The 17,238-nt window shown below is 65.5% G+C and carries 14 protein-coding genes; 13 read left to right on the top strand and 1 reads right to left on the bottom strand.

Going from position 1 to position 17,238, the window contains the following annotated elements; translation table 11 throughout:
* Window positions 1-186 precede the first annotated feature (186 nt).
* The 13 genes from IHE57_RS11935 to IHE57_RS11875 all read left to right on the top strand — a co-directional run bounded on the left by IHE57_RS11935 (window position 187) and on the right by IHE57_RS11875 (window position 16,554).
* Window positions 187-1,494: a DUF4190 domain-containing protein gene (locus IHE57_RS11935; RefSeq protein ID WP_209373222.1), complete on the top strand. Its 1,308-nt coding sequence runs from the start codon at window positions 187-189 to the stop codon at window positions 1,492-1,494.
* 178 nt (window positions 1,495-1,672) lie between these two features.
* Window positions 1,673-3,682: a threonine--tRNA ligase gene (gene thrS, locus IHE57_RS11930; protein WP_209373220.1), complete on the top strand. Its 2,010-nt coding sequence runs from the start codon at window positions 1,673-1,675 to the stop codon at window positions 3,680-3,682.
* Window positions 3,679-4,287, top strand: coding sequence for an HIT family protein (locus tag IHE57_RS11925; RefSeq protein WP_209324781.1), 609 nt, complete (start codon window positions 3,679-3,681; stop codon window positions 4,285-4,287). Before thrS ends, IHE57_RS11925 begins: the two co-directional genes overlap by 4 nt.
* A complete protein-coding gene (locus IHE57_RS11920; RefSeq protein ID WP_209373216.1) occupies window positions 4,284-6,245 on the top strand; it encodes an alpha/beta hydrolase family protein in 1,962 nt (653 codons plus the stop codon). The genes IHE57_RS11925 and IHE57_RS11920 overlap by 4 nt, the downstream gene beginning before the upstream one ends.
* 198 nt (window positions 6,246-6,443) lie before the next feature.
* Window positions 6,444-6,923 carry an NUDIX hydrolase gene (locus IHE57_RS11915; RefSeq protein WP_209324783.1) on the top strand — a complete coding sequence of 160 codons (480 nt, stop codon included), beginning with the start codon at window positions 6,444-6,446 and terminating at the stop codon, window positions 6,921-6,923.
* Between the two features lie 105 nt (window positions 6,924-7,028).
* Window positions 7,029-7,781 carry a YebC/PmpR family DNA-binding transcriptional regulator gene (locus IHE57_RS11910; protein ID WP_209324784.1) on the top strand — a complete coding sequence of 251 codons (753 nt, stop codon included), beginning with the start codon at window positions 7,029-7,031 and terminating at the stop codon, window positions 7,779-7,781.
* Window positions 7,781-8,377: a crossover junction endodeoxyribonuclease RuvC gene (gene ruvC, locus IHE57_RS11905; protein WP_209373214.1), complete on the top strand. Its 597-nt coding sequence runs from the start codon at window positions 7,781-7,783 to the stop codon at window positions 8,375-8,377. The genes IHE57_RS11910 and ruvC overlap by 1 nt, the downstream gene beginning before the upstream one ends.
* Before the next feature lie 139 nt (window positions 8,378-8,516).
* On the top strand, window positions 8,517-9,113 hold the full coding sequence (gene ruvA, locus IHE57_RS11900) for a Holliday junction branch migration protein RuvA (RefSeq protein ID WP_209324786.1): 597 nt from the start codon (window positions 8,517-8,519) through the stop codon (window positions 9,111-9,113).
* Window positions 9,114-9,166: 53 nt separating this feature from the next.
* Window positions 9,167-10,210 (top strand): Holliday junction branch migration DNA helicase RuvB, encoded by a 1,044-nt coding sequence (gene ruvB / locus IHE57_RS11895; RefSeq protein WP_209373233.1) that lies wholly within the window; start codon window positions 9,167-9,169, stop codon window positions 10,208-10,210.
* An 81-nt stretch (window positions 10,211-10,291) separates the two neighbouring features.
* Window positions 10,292-10,858 carry a preprotein translocase subunit YajC gene (yajC, locus tag IHE57_RS11890; RefSeq protein ID WP_366933938.1) on the top strand — a complete coding sequence of 189 codons (567 nt, stop codon included), beginning with the start codon at window positions 10,292-10,294 and terminating at the stop codon, window positions 10,856-10,858.
* Window positions 10,859-10,896: 38 nt separating this feature from the next.
* On the top strand, window positions 10,897-13,224 hold the full coding sequence (gene secD, locus IHE57_RS11885; RefSeq protein WP_366933937.1) for a protein translocase subunit SecD: 2,328 nt from the start codon (window positions 10,897-10,899) through the stop codon (window positions 13,222-13,224).
* Window positions 13,221-14,237 (top strand): protein translocase subunit SecF, encoded by a 1,017-nt coding sequence (secF, locus tag IHE57_RS11880; protein WP_209324787.1) that lies wholly within the window; start codon window positions 13,221-13,223, stop codon window positions 14,235-14,237. The genes secD and secF overlap by 4 nt, the downstream gene beginning before the upstream one ends.
* Before the next feature lie 19 nt (window positions 14,238-14,256).
* Window positions 14,257-16,554, top strand: coding sequence for a RelA/SpoT family protein (locus IHE57_RS11875; RefSeq protein WP_209324788.1), 2,298 nt, complete (start codon window positions 14,257-14,259; stop codon window positions 16,552-16,554).
* Window positions 16,555-16,645: 91 nt separating this feature from the next.
* Here the strand turns inward: IHE57_RS11875 and IHE57_RS11870 are convergent, their stop codons facing one another.
* Window positions 16,646-17,185, bottom strand: coding sequence for a hypothetical protein (locus IHE57_RS11870; RefSeq protein WP_209373212.1), 540 nt, complete (start codon window positions 17,183-17,185; stop codon window positions 16,646-16,648).
* Window positions 17,186-17,238 lie beyond the last annotated feature (53 nt).

Genomic DNA, 17,238 nt, shown 5'->3' with positions numbered 1-17,238 from the left:
CATGTTCAACCCGGTCTTGCCCTACTGGCTACTGGGCAAGCAGGCTATCCTGTACACACATTTTGGCCTATAACCCCGATGTGTGGCCGTCATGTTGCAGGTCTGACACCTGAGAGGCATGAGGCGAGAGGCCCGTTTGCTAGTACGCTAGATGTCGTACACAACGACGAAGACTTCGGAGCACCTATGTCTACTCCCCAGAACCCGTACGGATCGGGCGACGGTACGCCCGACCAGAATGCCGACGGCCAGGGCCCCAACAGCCAGAGCCCGAACAACCAGCCGCCGAACGCCCCCGGCTATGGCAATGATCAGAACTCGGGCCAGGCTCCTCCTCAGTACGGTTCGCAGCCATCCCAGCCGAACTACGGTCAGGACGGAAACGAGGGTGCGCAGGGATACGGACAGCAGCCCCCGCAGTACGGTTCGCAGCCGCAGTACGGAGCATCGAACGACCAGAGCCAGCCCTATGGTTCGCAGCCCGGGCGTGCGCAGGACCCGTACGCTCAGAACCCGTACGGCCAGGATCAGTACGGTCAGGATCCGTACGCCCAGAACTCATACGGCCAGAATCAGTACGGGCAGAACCCGTACGATGCGCCCGCGCCGGGCTATGACGCGAACCAGTACGGACAGCAGCCGGCCTATGCGGGAGAGGGCGGGTCCTCCGACCAGTTCATCCCGGCCAACCCGAACGCCTCCTACGGTCAGTACCCCGCGGGGGCGGGCGGCAACACCTCGAAGAACATCTGGGGCATCCTCGCCCTCATCGGCGGCATCGTCGGCATCCTTACCTCGGGGCTCCTCATCGGTGGCCTGATCGGTGCCGCTGCGGTCGTATTCGGCTTCATTGCGCTGTCGGCGATCAAGAAGGGGCTGGCCTCCAACAAGGGTGTGAGTATCACCGGTCTCATCCTGGGCTTCGCAGCCGTACTGTTCACCATCGTCGCCCTTCTCGTCTACATGTTCCTCGGCGTCGGCTTCCTCTCGGCTATCGGCAGTTCGGCCAGCTCACAGTCGCCTTCAGCAGCCCCTGCCGATCCCTCCCAGGATCCGAGCCAGGGAGCCGGCGGCTCGGACGGCGGTCAGGCCGCACCCGCACAGGGCAGCGAGACCCGGATCGGCGATGACGTCACTGCGACCGTGCAGGTCCGCTCCGGCACCGCAAGCGAATACGCCTCGGGCACTGACGCGTCCAATGGTCAGATCGCCATCGTCACGATGACCGTCAAGAACAGCTCGAGTTCCGATATCGAGATGACTCTGGCGAACATGAAGGCCACCGACGGCAGCGGCAAGGAGTACGACGACGTCTTCGACGGTTCGAAGTTCAAGGGCTCGCTCGCCTTCACCGACCCGGTGCCCGCCGGTGGCGAGACGACTTACGAACTCGCATTCGGCGTTCCCGCAGCCGAACTCGATGCCATGCACATCAAGCTGTCGCTGCCCGAGGACCTCGGAGCCGGCAAGGACTTCGAGTTCTATAAGCAGTGATGCTCTGAACCGGCTCGCCGAGGTGTTTCGCCGCGACCTCGACGCGCCTGGGTGCGAAGCGACAGGCTCAGTATGGGTGGCAGTCTCACGACTGCCGCCCAACTGATTTCGTGCCAGCGGATTGGTACTAGAATCTTGAGGACGAGAAGTCCTCACATCAGACGAACGGAGAAGATCAGTGGCAGCAGACAGCATTGACTGTGCGGGTGAGAGCATTCCTTGGAAAGAGGGGCTGACCGGAACGGAGATCTTCTCCTCCGACCGCACGGTCATTGCGATGTGGCTGGGCGGCGAACCCGCCGATCTCAGCCGCGAACTGCAGGCCGGGGACGTGATCGCACCGATCACCATCGACTCCGAGGCCGGACTCGACATCCTCCGCCACTCGACCGGACACGTGACCGCACAGGCCGTCCAGGAGCTCTTCCCCGGCACCAAACTCGGCATCGGGCCCTACATCACCGACGGCTACTACTTCGACTTCGACGTCGCCGAGCCCTTCACCCCCGAGGACCTCAAGGCGATCCAGAAGAAGGCCGCCCAGATCGTCAAGTCCGGACAGACCTTCAACCGCGTCGTCGTCACCGAGGCCGAGGCCCGTGAGCGGATGGCGAACGAGCCGTACAAGCTCGAACTCATCGGAGACAAGGGGCAGGGCTCCGACGACTCCGCCTCCGTCGAGGTCGGTTCCGGTGAGCTCACCGTCTACGAGAACGTCGATCGCAAGGGTGAGGTCGTGTGGCAGGACCTCTGCCGCGGACCCCACCTGCCGAACACCAAACTCATCGGCAACGGCTTCGCCATCACCCGGTCCTCGGCGGCCTACTGGCGCGGCGATCAGGCCAATGCGAGCCTCCAGCGCGTCTACGGCACCGCCTGGGCGACGAAAGAGGACCTCAAGGCCTATCAGGACCGCATCGCCGAGGCCGAGCGTCGCGACCACCGCAAGCTCGGCGCCGAGCTCGACCTGTTCTCCTTCCCCGAGGAGCTCGGCTCCGGATTGCCCGTCTTCCACCCCAAGGGCGGTGTGATCAAGCGCGAGATGGAGGACTACGTCCGGGCCCGTCACATCGAAGAGGGCTTCGAGTACGTCGGCACCCCGCACATCTCCAAGGAGACCCTCTACTTCACCTCCGGCCATCTGCCGTACTACGGGGAGAACATGTTCCCCTCGATGTCCGTCGACGAGGTCCGCGACGAAACCGGCGCCGTCGTCAAAGAGGGCACCCCGTACCGCCTCAAGGCGATGAACTGCCCGATGCACAACCTCATCTATCGCTCCCGCGGCCGGTCCTACCGCGACCTGCCGCTGCGGCTGTTCGAGTTCGGCACCGTCTACCGCGACGAAGCCTCGGGCGTCATCCACGGGCTCACCCGCGTCCGGGCCCTGACTCAAGACGATTCGCACTCCTATGTCGCCCAGGAGGACGCCGGAGCGGAGATCCGTCACCTGCTGAACTTCGTGCTCAGCCTGCTGCGTGACTTCGGTCTCGACGACTTCTACCTGGAGCTGTCCACCCGCGACGAGGAGGGGAAGAAGGCCGACAAGTTCATCGGCTCCGACGAGCAGTGGGAAGAGGCGACGAAGGTCCTCGAGGAGGTCGCGGAGGAGACCGGCCTCGAACTCGTCCCCGATCCCGGCGGCGCCGCCTTCTACGGACCGAAGATCTCCGTCCAGGCCCGCGACGCCATCGGCCGCACCTGGCAGATGTCGACGGTCCAACTCGACTTCAACCAGCCCGAGCGCTTCGACCTCGAATACGTCGCCGCCGACGGAACACGTCAGCAGCCGGTGATGATCCACTCCGCGAAGTTCGGCTCCATCGAGCGGTTCCTCGGTGTGCTCACCGAGCACTACGCGGGGGCGTTCCCTGCCTGGCTGGCCCCTGTCCAGGTCACCTGCATCCCCGTGGCCGAGGAGTTCAACGACTACCTCGCCGAGGTGGCCGCCCAGCTGCGTGCGGCCGGTGTCCGCGTCGAGATCGACGACAGCGACGACCGATTCGGCAAGAAGATCCGCAACGCCTCGAAGTCGAAGGTTCCCTTCACCCTCATCGCCGGCGGAGAGGACCGCGATGCCGGCGCCGTGTCCTTCCGCTTCCGCAGCGGTGAACAGGACAACGGAGTGCCCGTCGCCGAGGCGGTCCGCCGGATCCTCGACGCGATCGAGACCAAGGCCCAAGTATGACCGCAGGCGGCGAGGACACGACCGCACAGGACCACCCGGGCGGCGGCAGCCTCGGCGAGGGGATCCCCTATCCCGAATCCGCCGCGGGTTTCCCCGGCGAACCCGACGGCTTCCAACGTCTGTGGACGCCGCATCGGATGGTCTACATCGACGGCCAGGACAAGCCGAAGGACGCTGGTGTCGCCGAATGCCCGTTCTGTGCAGCTCCGACGAAGACCGACGAGGACGGACTCATCGTCGCCCGCGGCGAGACGGTGTACGCGGTGCTCAATCTCTATCCGTACAACCCGGGGCACCTGCTCATCTGCCCCTACCGTCATGTCGCCGACTACACTGAACTGACCGACGCGGAGACCGTCGAACTCGCACACTTCTCCCAGAAGGCGATGCGGGTGATCCGCGCAGTCTCCGGCCCGCACGGATTCAACCTGGGGATGAACCAGGGACCGGTCGCCGGGGCCGGCATCGCCGCCCACCTGCACCAGCACATCGTGCCCAGATGGGGCGGGGACGCGAACTTCCTGCCCGTGATCGCCCAGACCAAGGCCCTGCCGCAAGTGCACGCCGATGTGCAGGCACGCCTGTCGAAAGAATGGAACCGATGAATCCCGAAGACCTCGACACCCTCGCCGAGTACTCCTCTCCGACGCTGCGCGGGGACGAAGCCGTCATCACGATCCGGCGGCCCGACCTCGAGTCCAACAGCTATCTGTCCCAGCTGTTCGCGTTCGGAGGGGACAGCCCGCGTCGTCTCACCCACGCCTGGCACGACTCGAACCCACAGGTCCATGCGAACTGGTCGGGTCTTCTCAGCGCCGAGAAGAAGGCCCCCGCGCAGCTCTTCGTCGGCTCCACCCTGGAGACGGCGCACCAGATCACGGACAATCACCTCGGTGTGTCCGAGTACGCCATCGACGACCTCGGCTCCCGCGCCCTCTACGTCGCCCGTGTGGCGGAATCCGGACGCTACGGACTCGATGAGGACGTCCCCGCCGCCGAGGAGGCCCCACGACGGATCACCTCGTCGGCCTATCTCAGCAACGGCCTCGGCTACACGGAGGACCGTCGGGCGAAGGCATTCCTCGTCGACCTCGCCGAACCCGGGCTCGGCAAGGTCGGGCTTCGGGGCGCCTCGGAGGTGCCGCTGGCGACCCTGCTGAGCACCCCGGACTCCGATGTCCACGACCCGCAGTTCTCTCCTGCCGGCGACCGGATCTCGGTCGTCGCGGCACTCCGCCCCGATCGGGGGCACCCCGATCTGCGGTCGACCGTCTGGCTGCTCGGAGAAGAGGAACCGAAGCCTCTGGAGCTGCCCTCGATGTCGGTGAGCCTGCACCTGTGGATCGACGAGGACACGGTGCTGCTGCTCGGCAATGCGCTGACTCGGGACGAACTCGACTTCGTCGGACAGATGCCCGGTCTCTTCGTCCACGACCGTCGCACCGGATCGACGCGGCGGCTGACCGACCCGGAGACGGTCGCCCTCGCACCGATCCGCCCGCAGCTGGTCGGCGGAGCGGTCATCGCCGTCGTCGACACCGACGGAGCCTCCCGGCTCGTCCGCATCGGCGTGCAGTCCGAGGGCCTCGGCCTCGACGAGCTGGACTTCCTCAGCGATGACAGGACCGTCGTGGGCGGCTTCGACGTCAACGACACGACCCTCGTCTTCACCGGCTCCACGCCGACCTCCCCGGCCGTGCTCGCACGTCTCGACCTCGCGGCCGCCGCGGCGCCGACCATCCTCAAGCAGCATCCGGCGCCGGCGAACTCCGTGGTGCCCGAGGTGCTGCGGGTCGCCGGAGAAGGCGGGACCATCACCGGGTGGCTGGCGAAGCCGCGCGGAGAGGGGCCGTTCCCCGTCATCCTCAACATCCACGGCGGACCCTTCGCCCAATACACCCACGGCTGGTTCGACGAGACCCAGGTGCTCACCTCGGCAGGCTTCGCCGTCGTGTACTCGAACCCCCGCGGCTCCGGCGGACGCACTCGCAGCTGGGGGACCGCAGTGCAGGGCGACATGGCGGATCCGGCCATGGCCGATGTGCTGGCCGTGCTCGAACACGCACTGCAGAGCAATCCCGATCTCGACGCCGACCGAATCGGCGTTCAGGGCGGGTCCTACGGCGGCTACCTCACGGCCATGACCATCGCCGCCGATCGCCGATTCCGCGGTGCCATCGTCGAACGCGGCTACCTCGACCCCGACAGCTTCGTGGGCACCTCCGACATCGGGCGCTTCTTCACCGAGGAATACACGAGCCGCAATCCGCAGTCGATCCTGCGCCAGTCGGCGCTGGCCCGCGCCGACCAAGTGGGGACACCGACGCTGGTCATGCATTCGGAGCTCGACCTCCGCTGCCCGCTGGAGCAGGCGCAGCAGTACTACGCGGCCCTGCAGCGGGCCGGTGTCGATACCGAGATGCTCATCTTCCCCGGCGAGAACCACGAGCTGTCCCGGGCAGGACAGCCGCGCCATCGTCGGCAGCGATTCGAAGCCGTCCTCGACTGGTGGGACCGTCATCTCACCGGTGCCGAAGAAACCGGCTCGGCCGCGTCCGACTGAGCCGATGAACGATTTCCTCGCCGTCACGGCGATCAGCCGATCCCACTGTTCCCGAATGCTCAGGCCGAGAGCCGACTTGGTCAGGGCAGCGAGTAGCCGATATCGTTCTCTGGACCGCTGTCGCGCTCTTGCCGAAAACCCCCAGCGTCACTATTCTGCAAACACTTGCGTCCCCTCGCCGTCGACCACTGGAGAACCATGAAACCTCGTAAAGCCTCACGGGTCGTATTACTCAATGAGCGCGACGAGGTTCTCCTGATTCGAGCCCAGGATCTGCTGGCCCCGAGCCACCAGTGGTGGATGACCTGCGGCGGCGGTTCCGAACTCGGCGAATCGGCGGCGCAGACCGCAGCTCGGGAGCTCGCCGAGGAGACCGGAATCGAATGCGAACCGCACGAACTCATCGGCCCCTTGGCGACCCGGGACGAAGTCTTCGAATTCACCGAGAAGTCTCTGCGCCAGCTCGAGACGTACTTCGCGTTCCGCACGAGCGAGGACATCGAACTCGAGGACGCGGTCTGGACGGACATCGAGAAGCGCAGCCTGCTGGAATTCCGCTGGTGGACGCGCGAGCAGCTGATGGCCACGACCGAAACCATCTACCCGAAGAACCTGCTGAGCCTCATCGATCTGGCCACGGCGGGGTCCGTGCCCGAAGTGCCGCTGGTCATCGACTGAACCGGCGCGGCCGGGTCGCCTCGGCGGCTCAGCCCGGGCGGGCCGAGCGGAGAGCCGCGACGAGCGTATAGACTTGAGTGGCTGTAACTACAGGAAGGAACACCAGTGGCAGGTCATTCCAAATGGGCAACGACTAAACACAAGAAAGCTGCAATCGATGCCAAGCGCGGCAAGCTCTTCGCCAAGCTGATCAAGAACATCGAGGTTGCCGCACGCAACGGTGGACCTGACCCCGACGGCAACCCGACGCTCTTCGACGCGATCCAGAAGGCCAAGAAGAACTCCGTTCCGGCCGACAACATCAGCCGCGCGGTCAAGCGCGGCGGAGGCCTCGACGGCTCGGGCGTCAACTACGAGACGATCATGTACGAAGGCTACGCCGCCGGCGGTGTGGCCCTGCTCATCGAATGCCTCACCGACAACCGCAACCGTGCCGCCTCCGAGGTGCGCGTGGCCGTCACCCGCAACGGCGGTTCGATGGCCGATCCGGGTTCGGTGACCTACAACTTCAATCGCAAGGGCGTCATCATCGTCAGTGCTGAGGAGACCGACGAAGAGGCCATCCTGCTGGCGACCATGGACGCCGGAGCCGAGGAGGTCAAGGAATCGGGCGAGAAATTCGAGATCATCTGCGAAGCGACCGATCTCGTGGACGTCCGCACGGCTCTCGTCGACGCCGGAATCGACTACGACTCGGCCGATGCCTCGTTCGTGCCTGAGCTCGAGGTCGACCTCGACGCCGAGACCGCGCAGAAGGTCTTCAGCCTCATCGATGCGCTCGAGGACTGCGACGACGTCCAGAACGTGTACTCGAACGCCGACGTCAGCGATGAGGTCCTCGCCGAACTCGATGCCTGATGCGAATCCTCGGCGTTGACCCCGGACTGACCCGCTGCGGGCTCGGCATCATCGACACCCTGCCGGCGCGGAAGGTCGCAATGGTCGCCGTCGATGTGCTCCGGACGCCGTCGGCGGACTCCGTGGACCTCCGTCTCGGAGCCATCGCCGAGGCGTTCGACACCTGGCTGGACACCTACCGGCCCGACATGGTCGCCATCGAACGCGTCTTCGCCCGCAATGACGTCTCGACGATCATGGGCACGGCCCAGGCCTCCGGGCTGACGATGGGTCTGGCCGCTCGCCGCGGTCTGCCCGTGGCCATGCACACGCCTTCGGAGGTCAAAGCGGCGATCACCGGTTCGGGCCGTGCCGACAAGAAGCAGGTCACGACGATGGTGACGAGGCTCCTCGGACTCGAGGCCCCTCCGAAGCCCGCCGACGCCGCCGATGCCCTGGCGATCGCCATCTGCCACTCGTGGAGAGGGGCGCTGAGCGCCCAGTCGACGCCGGGACAGAACAAGGACCTCACCGAGCGCAAGGCGGGCGGCCGGCAGGGGTCCGGTCTGACGAAGGCCCAGCAGCAGTGGGCAGCGGCCATGCGCCGGACGAAGTGACCTCCGGCGCGCGGGGGACGAGCCTGGCGGAACCGCCTCGGGAACGGTGCGGGAAGAGTCTCCGGCGTGCCGGGGCCGGCTGGCGACGGGTTCCTGCTAGCCTGGAATCGTACACGTGTTCCCACTCGAAAGGCAGTTCGTGATCAGTTTCCTCAGCGGCACGGTGCATCGGATCGCAGCTGACCACCTCGTCGTCCTCACCTACGGGATCGGCCGCAAGGTCCATGTCACTCCAGATACTCTCGTGGGCGCCCGTCACGGAGCGGAGATCGAACTGGTCACCAGCCTCGTCGTGCGCGAGGACTCGCTGACCCTCTACGGATTCGGCACCGAGGACGAGAACAACACCTTCGAAGTGCTCCTGACGATCTCCGGCATCGGCCCCAGGCTGGCCATGGCGATCCTGTCAGTGATGGGACCTGACGAGCTCGCCGCCGCGATCACGAATCAGGACGCCAACGCACTGACCCGCGTCCCGGGGATCGGGAAGAAGGGGGCCTCGCGGATCATCCTCGAACTCGAGAACAAGCTTCCGAAGCCCGCCGCCTCCACGCCCGGGCCGAGCCTGTCCTTCGGCGGCGGCAACCAGCAGGTCGTCGATGCGCTCGTGGGACTCGGCTGGAAGGAGCCGCAGGCCGAAGAGGTCGTGGCCGACGTCGCCAAGGAGGCCGGCGCTGACGCCGGAACCTCCGTTCTGCTCAAGGCCGCTCTCAAGGTTCTGGGTGCACGGAAATGACCGGCGTCTTCGAGCCCGAACCTGAGGGCGGGGGACAGGAGGCCTCCTACGAGATGGACTTCGGCGATCAGGGACTGACCGGAGCCGAACGCGACCGGCTCGTGTCCGGGCAGGCGGAGACGGCCGAACGGGATGCGGAAGCGGCTCTGCGGCCCAAGGGCCTGGCCGACTTCATCGGCCAACCCCAGGTGCGTGAGCAGCTCTCGCTCGTCCTCGATGCGGCGAAAGCCCGGCAGAAGGCTCCTGACCATGTTCTGCTGTCCGGCCCGCCGGGACTGGGCAAGACGACCCTGGCGATGATCATCGCGCACGAGATGGGTTCGAGTCTGCGTGTGACGTCGGGTCCTGCCGTGCAGCACGCCGGTGATCTCGCCGCCATCCTGTCCTCCCTCGAGGAGGGCGAAGTGCTCTTCATCGACGAGATCCATCGGATGGCCCGCGCCGCCGAGGAGATGCTCTATGTGGCGATGGAGGATTTCCGCGTCGACGTCATCGTCGGAAAGGGCCCCGGCGCGACCGCGATTCCGCTCGATCTCCCGCAATTCACCCTCGTCGGGGCCACCACCCGTTCCGGCCTCCTGCCGGCACCGCTGCGCGACCGCTTCGGCTTCACCGCCCTGCTCGACTTCTACTCGAGCACGGATCTGCTCACGGTGCTCGAGCGCTCGGCCCGGATGCTCGGCATCGATGCGCAGCTGGCAGGGCTGGAGGAGATCTCCACCCGGTCCCGCGGCACACCGCGGATCGCGAACCGACTGCTGCGCCGGGTCCGGGACTGGGCCCAGGTCAGAGGCAGCGGCGTCATCGACGAAGAGGCCGCCGTCAACGCCCTGCGCGTGTACGAGGTCGACGCCCTCGGACTCGACCGCCTCGACCGCTCCGTGCTGCACGTGTTGTGCAAGCGCTTCGGCGGGGGACCGGTGGGGCTGGGAACTCTGGCCGTCTCGGTCGGCGAGGAGGCCGACACCGTCGAGACGGTGTCCGAACCGTATCTCGTGCGGGAGGGCCTCATCAGCCGCACACCACGAGGGCGCGTGGCCACCTCGGCGGCCTGGAAGCATCTGGAAATGCAGATCCCAGCAAATTATGAGTACTGAACCCCGCATATGAGTTCGCCATCGGCAGTGAGGACGAACTAAGCTGGTTCACTGGTTCATTCATATGAAAGGCTGATATCTGTGGATTTGTTGATCCCTCTTGCGCTTGCCGCGCTGCTCATCTTCTTCCTCTTCAATTCTCGGCGCAAGCAGAAAGCGCGTGCGGAGCAGATCAAGTCGGGTCTCGTCCCCGGTGCAACCGTGATGACCACCTTCGGTGTCTTCGGCACGGTCCTGTCGATCGACGAGGAGAGCAACCAGGTGACCATCGAATCCGGTCCCGGGACCGTTCTGCGAGTCCACCGCCAGGCCATCGGCCAGATCGAGAACCCCGAGGCCTCCGCTCCGGTCGATGCTCCCGTCGCCGACACTCCGGCCGCTGATGCGGCCCCTGCGGATCCGGTGGAGAAGCCGGCGATCACCGATGCCGAACTCGATGCCATGAACGCGCGCAAGCGCGCTGAGCAGGATTCGGAGTCCGAGACTGCGGACGCCGCCGATGAAGCCGATTCCGTCAGCGACGATGCGCCGGAGGCGACCGACGCCGATGCTGCGACGACGGAAGGCGAGGCACAGGACGCTGCCGAGATCGATTCGGACGTCGATGACGCCGACTCCTCCGATTCGGATACCGACAAGAAGAACTGATCCGTCCTCGCACTCTGCTCCCGATCGAAAGCTGAAACGTGTCCGATATCGAAGAAAAGCCACGTCCTGGTCTGCGCTTCCTGTGGCTGACGATCGTCACCCTGGTGCTCGCCGGCATCATCGCTGCCGGAGTCATCTGGTCGAACGCCACGACGACTCCCAAGCTCGCACTTGATCTCGAGGGCGGAACGTCGATCATCCTGGAACCGCAGGTGTCGAAGGGCACGGACATCAGCAAGGAGCAGCTCGACCAAGCCGTCGCCATCATCCGCCAGCGCGTTGACTCGACGGGTGTGTCCGAAGCGGAGATCACGACGCAGGGCGATCGCAACATCGTCGTGAATCTTCCGGGCAACCCCGATGAGGAGACGCGCAACCTCGTCCGCTCCTCCGCCCAGCTCGTGTTCCGTCGTGTGGCGCTGGTCGGCGATCCGCGCTCACAGGAGCAGATCCAGAAGGAACAGGAGAAGAGCGGCGACAGCGGCGACAAGTCCGGTTCCGATGACGGACTCAGCGACGAAGAGCGCAAGCGACTCGAGGACCTCACCGGCGCCGACGGCGGCGGTGACGGGCAGGGCCAGGACCAGGCTCCTTCCGGCGGCGGCGAAGTCGCGAAAGCAGGAGGCACGGCTGCGGACAAAGCCGATAAGGGCTCGAAGGATTCGAAGTCGGCCGGCGGCGGGAAAGAGTCCGCGGCCGAGGGCGCAGAGGGCAGCGGTTCGAGCGATGACACTAAGGTCACCGACTCGACGCCGCGGCCGCTGTTCGACCCCGAGAAGGATGCGAGCGAATGGCAGACCGATTCCATCATCAAGGAATACACCGAGCTCGACTGCACGGATCCGAAGAACCGCACGGGCGGTGAGCAGCAGCCCGCCGACAAGCCCGTCGTCTCGTGTTCTCACGACGGCAAGGCCAAATACATCCTCGGCCCGGTCGAACTCGCCGGCGACCACCTGGCCGATGCGAACGCCGGCTACGCCTCGGGTGCGAACGGCGTGCAGACCAACCAGCCTGCCGTCAACCTCGAATTCGACTCGACCGGACGGGAGATCTTCAAGCAGATCACCTCGGACATCACCGGAAAGCAGCAGCCGTACAACCAGTTCGCCATCGAACTCGACGGCCTCGTGCTCTCGGCGCCGAGCTCGAACGCGGTGATCTCCGACGGCAAGGCCCAGATCACCGGCGACTTCAGTCTCGACGAGGCGCAGACACTGGCCGATCAGCTCAAGAACGGCTCCCTGCCGCTGAGCTTCCAGGTTCAGAGCGAGGATCAGATCTCACCGACGCTGGGTTCGAACTATCTCAAGATCGGTCTGCTCACGGGCCTCGTGGGCCTTCTCCTCGTCGTCGTCTACTCGCTGCTGCAGTACCGGGTGCTCGGCCTCGTCACGGTCTCGAGCCTCGTCGTCGCCGGTGTGCTCACCTATCTTCTTCTGCTTCTCGCGTCCTGGAGATACGGCTATCGCCTGTCGCTGGCGGGCGTGGCCGGTATCATCATCGGAATCGGTATGGCGGCGGACTCGTTCATCGTCTACTTCGAACGCGTCCGGGACGAGCTGCGCAGCGGCAGAAATCTGCTCTCAGCCGTGGAGGTCGGATGGGATCGGGCCAAGCGCACGATCTACGCCTCGAAGGCCGTGAACATGCTCGCCGCGGTCATCCTCTACATCCTGGCGGTCGGGTCGGTGCGCGGATTCGCCTTCACCCTGGGGCTGACCGTGATCATCGACGTGCTCATCGTCTTCCTCTTCACCCACCCGATGCTGCAGGTGCTGGCCCGGACGAAGTTCTTCGGCGAAGGCCACCCGATGTCGGGTATGGATCCGCGTCTGCTCGGAGTCAGACCCGCCGGCTATCGCGGTGCGCTCAACCTCTCCATCGACGATAAGGACAAGACCCCGGAAGCCAAGCGCCGGGAGAAGGCGCGTCTGCGCAAGGCCGGACTCGACGACGCAGAGGACTCCGCTGCCGACACCTCGGCCGCGACCACCGAGCCGGCGGCATCGTCGCCGGCGCCCGAGCCCGGCAAGAAGAAGCGGAAGTCGGCCGTCGGCGGTTCGATCGCCGAACGCAAGCGCAAGAAGACCGAGGGCTCTGAGACGGAGTCGGCCGCAGGCGGGCCCGAGGCGGAATCCGAGACGCCTGACACTGAGGCTCCTGACACCGAGGCTCCTGACACCGAGGCTCCTGACACCGAGGCGGGGAACGCCTCCGCGAATGGGGCTTCAGCCGCGAACACGGCGAAGGACACGGCAGCCCGGTCCCGCCTGAACGGCGGATCGATCGCCGAACGCAAAGCGGCGGCGCGACGCGCCGCCGAGGACACAGCTGCCGACGAGGGCAAGGAGGCAGACAAGTGAAACGGTTCTTTGCCTGGGGCAACCGCCTCCACAGCGGCGAATCATCGATCCCCTTCGTCGGCAAGGCGAAGCTGTGGTTGGGAATCGCCGGAGTCCTCGTGATCCTCTCCCTGCTCGTCCCCCTCGTCGCCGGATTCAACTTCGGCATCGCCTTCAAGGGCGGTTCGCAGTTCCAGGTCGACCACGTCACCGACACCTCCGCCGCCAAGGGCGAGAAGATCGTCACCGATGTGGTCCCCGCCTCCGAACCCAGACTGACGCCGACGAGCGACACGGCCGTGCAGATCGAGACGAACCAGCTCACAGACGCTCAGATGCAGGAAGTCCGCGACGCGCTCGTCGCCGGCTACGACGCCGAGCCCCAAGAGGTCACCTCGACCTTCGTCGGACCCGAATGGGGCCAGGACGTGACCTCGAAGATGATCCGTGCACTCGTGATCTTCGTGGGGATCGCCTTGGTCGTGATGGCCCTGTACTTCCGCACGTGGAAGATGTCGATCGCCGCCATCGTCGGGCTCTTCGCCGTGATGATCGTGACCATGGGCATCTACTCGGCCACCGGCTTCGAAGTCACCCCCGAAGCCATCATCGGCTTCCTCACCGTGCTCAGCTTCTCGCTCTACGACACGGTCGTGGTCTTCGACAAGATCCGCGAGAACACTGCCCGATTCCAGGACAAGCGCAAGCTGAAGTTCTCTGAACTGGTCAACCTCGGCGTGAACCAGACGACGGTGCGCTCGATCAACACCTCGGTGGTGTCCGTGCTGCCGATCGCCTCGATCCTGTTCATCGGAGTGTTCCTGCTCGGCGCCGGCACCCTCGTCGATATCTCTCTGTCGCTGTTCATCGGTACGATAGTGGCAGCCGCGTCGACGCTGTTCGTCGCCAGCCCGCTCTATGCGCTCCTTCGCGCCAACGAACCGGCGGTGCAGGAGCAGGAGAAGGCCGTGCGTGAACTACGCTTGAAGAACGGGGATGCAGACGTCCCACCGGTGATCCACTCCGAAGTCTGACCCCGAGAGAGGAGATGTTGTGGCTTCGTCCGCTGAATCGCGCCGTCCGCGAGGCATCTCCCGCTTAGCCTGGTGGGCGGCCAGGGCACAGAACAACCCCGGCTACCCACGAGTGCTCGGCCCGATGATCCGGGCCCTGCAGTCGAACCATCCGAAAGCGGACATCGACCTCGTCGTGCGAGCCTACAAGGTCGCCGAGGAGGCCCACCGCGGGCAGACCCGGAAGTCCGGCGACGCCTACATCACGCATCCGATCGCTGTGGCGACCATCCTCGCCGAGATCGGCATGCTCCCGGTCACCCTCGCCGCGGCTCTGCTCCACGACACCGTCGAGGACACCTCCTATTCGCTCGACGAGCTGACCGAGGAGTTCGGCTCCGAGGTCGCGGCCATGGTCGACGGGGTGACCAAGCTCGACAAGCTCACCTACGGCCAGGCCGCCCAGTCCGAGACCGTGCGCAAGATGATCGTGGCCATGGCCAAGGACATCCGGGTGCTCGTCATCAAACTCGCCGATCGCCTGCACAATGCTCGGACGTGGCGATTCGTCCCGGCCTCGTCGAGCACGAAGAAGGCCCGCGAGACCCTCGACATCTACGCCCCGCTGGCCCACCGTCTGGGCATGAACACGATCAAATGGGAACTCGAGGACCTGTCCTTCCAGGTGCTGCACCCGAAGGTCTACGACGAGGTCGTGCGACTCGTCGCCGATCGCGCCCCCGAGCGCGAGAAGTACCTGGCGACCGTGTCGAGCGAACTCCAGTCCGAACTCAGGGAATCGGGGATCGAAGCCGCGATCACAGGTCGTCCGAAGCACTACTACTCGATCTACCAGAAGATGGTCGTGCGCGGACACGAGTTCGCCGACATCTACGATCTCGTCGGCGTCCGCGTGCTCGTGGAGTCGGTGCGCGAATGCTATGCCACCCTCGGCATCGTCCACTCCCGGTGGAATCCGGTGCCGGGCAGGTTCAAGGACTACATCGCGATGCCGAAGTACAACATGTACCAGAGCCTGCATACGACGGTCATCGGACCCAACGGCAAACCGGTCGAGATCCAGATCCGCACCCATGAGATGGACCGACGTGCCGAGTTCGGCGTGGCCGCCCACTGGAAGTACAAGGACCTGGGCAAATCGTCGAAGGCGGTGACGTCGAACACCGCACGCTCGGTGAAGGTCTCGGACGCCGGCGAAGTTGACGATGCGGCCTGGCTGCGGCAGCTGCTGGACTGGCAGCGCGAGGTCAGCGACCCCGACGAGTTCCTCGACAGCCTCCGCTACGAGGTCAACTCGAAAGAGGTCTATGTCTTCACGCCCAAAGGCGATGTGATGAGTCTGCCGGCCGGTGCCACACCCATCGACTTCGCCTACGCCGTGCACACCGAGGTGGGCCACAAGACGATGGGCGCACGCGTCAACGGCCGTCTCGTGGCTCTGGACACGGAGCTGAAGAACGGCGACTCGGTCGAGGTGTTCACCTCGAAGGACGAGAACGCGGGCCCCAGCCGCGACTGGCTCGGGTTCGTCAAGAGCCCCCGTGCGCGCAGCAAAATCCGCCAGTGGTTCTCCAAGGAGCGCCGCGAAGAGGCGATCGAGAACGGTCGCGAACAGCTGGCTCGGGCGATGCGCAGGCACACGATCTCCGCCGCCTCGCTGATGAGCCAGGAAGCTCTCCAGGTAGTCGCGACGGAACTGCGTCTGCCCGATGTCAGCGCACTCTACGCCGCGATCGGCAACGGCGTGTCCTCGGCGCAGCACGTCGTCGATCTGCTCGCCAAAGAGGTCGGTGAGGACGACGAAGAGGTCGTGCTGCCTCCGGAGCCGCGCAATCGCACCGGTCAGTCATCGGGGCACCATTCTTCGTCCGAAGGCGTGACCGTCAAGGGCGTTGACGATGTGCTCGTCAAACTCGCCCGCTGCTGCACTCCGGTTCCCGGCGACGAGATCCTCGGCTTCGTCACCCGCGGATCGGGGGTGTCCGTGCACCGTGTCGACTGTCCGAACGTCGTCTCCCTCGAACGCGAGCCCGAACGGATGGTCGAGGTCGAATGGGGCGAGAAGACCAGCGGCATCTATCTCGTCCAGATCCAGGTCGAAGCACTCGACCGGTCGGGCCTGCTCTCCGACATCACCAAGGTGCTCACCGACACGCATGTGAACATCCTCTCTGCGTCCGTGGGCACCTCGAGAGCACGGGTGGCGCAGTCGAAGTTCGTGTTCGAGATGAGCGACGCCAGCCATCTCGACACCGTGCTCTCGGCTGTGCGCAAGGTCGAAGGCGTCTTCGACGTCTATCGCATCTCCGGCGGCTGATCGGTCCGAGGGCATCCGGCAGCTGCTCGTCTCCGAGGGCACCCGGCAGTGTCAGGCGGTCGCCGATGTGCTCCGGCGATCTCCGGCTGTGTCAGGATCGGTGCCCGTCGAGGAGTGCGCGCATCTGCGCCACGAACGGCCGGCGCGAGACGGCGTCGAGATAGAGCCTGAATCGGTAGGCCAGACCTTCGGGGATCTCCCTGACGATTCCGCGCAGCATCTGCGCGGACTGCGATCGCGGCTGCCGGAGATGGGGGAGGAGCAGGTCATAGAGCGTCCTCTCCTCCACAGTGATCGGCAGCCGGCCGATGAACTGCCACTCGTCATCGGCCAGAGCGATCTCATGGACTGCGAAACCGTCGTCGGCGACCCAGCGGCGCCGCGGCAGAGTGATGAAGCTCAACGGCGACGGCGCCCGACCCAGACCACGGTGCACCCACCAGGCGCTGTCATGGGAGAGGGCCAGTCCGGGCGGGACGATAGAATGCAGGGCCGCCATCCGGTCCACGGGCGAGAGGATCGCGCCCTTGCGCACCCAGGTCGACTCGGTGAGACGGATGAGCAGACCGTCGAGGGTGAGCTCGGTGAGATGTTCGTACCCGTAGTCACGCAGATGAAACAACGCCTCCATACGCCGACTATCGTCGAGCATGGAGGCGTTGACAAGAGCCGTGGCAGGCGCTG

It is taken from the genome of Brevibacterium renqingii (assembly GCF_017808105.1).
GTDB classification, from domain to species: Bacteria; Actinomycetota; Actinomycetes; order Actinomycetales; family Brevibacteriaceae; genus Brevibacterium; species Brevibacterium renqingii.
Note: the sequence above shows the minus strand (reverse complement) of the source record. Positions and strands in the feature narration are given on the sequence as shown.